The organism is Azonexus sp., from assembly GCF_036170495.1.
GTDB lineage: Bacteria > Pseudomonadota > Gammaproteobacteria > Burkholderiales > Rhodocyclaceae > Azonexus.
Genome location: NZ_JAVHPH010000027.1, coordinates 1 through 1,358 on the forward strand (window position 1 = coordinate 1; position 1,358 = coordinate 1,358).

Here is a 1,358-nt window from a genome sequence, read left to right on the forward strand (position 1 = left end):
ACGGCGTAGAGCAGTTCGAGGCCGCGCTCGCGGGCTTTCTGGGCGCACAGGTCGCCGAGGTGGCGGAGGCTGGCATCAAGGCTGAACGGCGCCTGCTCGAAGCGCATCATGCCGGCCTCGATTTTCGACAGGTCGAGAATGTCGTTGATGATGCCAAGCAGGCCTTTGGCGGCGTTATCGACCTTGCTCAGGTAGTTTTTCTGGCGGGCGGTCAGTTCGGTCTGCAAAGCGAGATGGGTCATGCCAATGATGGCGTTCATTGGCGTGCGGATTTCGTGGCTCATGTTGGCCAGAAAATCGGCCTTTGCCGCCGCTGCGGCTTCCGCCGCCGCCTGGGCTTTTTCCGCAGTGCGCTTGGCTTCCTTGAGCGGCGAAATGTCGACGATGATGCCGATCAGGCACCCCGGCGTCCCGTCGGGCGAGCGGAAGCCGCTGATCGAATAGAGCGTGTCGCGCAGCTGGCCATCGGCATCGGTCATCTGCACTTCGCGCGTGACCTTGCTGCATTCGGCGATGACCCGTTCATCTTCGGCCTGATAGGCCAGGCGTGCCTCTTCCGGCAAATAGGCGAGATCGAGCACGCGCTTGCCAATGAACTGGTGACGGTCGACGCCGAAAAACGCCTCGTAGGCCTGATTGCAACCGAGAAAACGGGTGTGCGCACCCTTGTAGAAAATGGCGTTGGGAATGGTGTCGATCAGGGCCTGCAGGAAGGTGAACTGACGAATCAGCTCGGCTTCGATTTCGTGCCGGTCGCTGACATCGAGGACGGTAATGAGCAGCGAGTCGAGCTGGCCATCCTCGTCGCGGACCGGGGCAATCTGGACGTCGCCCCAGCTGGTTTTGCCCTGCGCGTCGACGAACTCGAATTCATGGCGGACGGCTTTGTTTTGCCCGGAAGCGATCTGGGGCAGGACTTCGTTCATCCGGGCCTGAATTTCGGCCGGCAGGACAATGTTTTCCGGGTGGGCGAGCAGCGTATCGATCGGCTGACCGACGAAGCGGGCAAAGGCCGGATTGACCAACGTCGGTTGGCGCTGCGGGCTGAGGCTGACGATGCCGACGGCGGCGTTATCGAAAATGGTGCGGAAAAAGGCTTCGCGTTTTTGCAGGATGTCCTGGCTTTGGCGCAGGGCGTGGGTGCGCTTGGCGACCTTGAGTTCCAGCTCGATCTGGGCATCTTCCTGAGCCCGCCGCGCGCTGCGCAGGTGCTGGCGCATGCCTTCGAGGGCGCCAGCGAGCTGGGTGATTTCACGCCAGGCGGCAGTGGTGGCGACCGGCTGGTCGAGTTCGAGCCGGCCGATGCGCGCGCTGTCTTCGGCCAGGGCATGCAGCGGCGCACCAAAACGGCGGGCGAT

General features: G+C 62.7%; 1 protein-coding gene. It reads right to left on the reverse strand.

Going from position 1 to position 1,358, the window contains the following annotated elements:
- Positions 1–1,358 (reverse strand): PAS domain S-box protein (locus ADADOO_RS01145; RefSeq protein ID WP_511274329.1); only part of this gene is annotated, 1,358 nt, incomplete at both ends.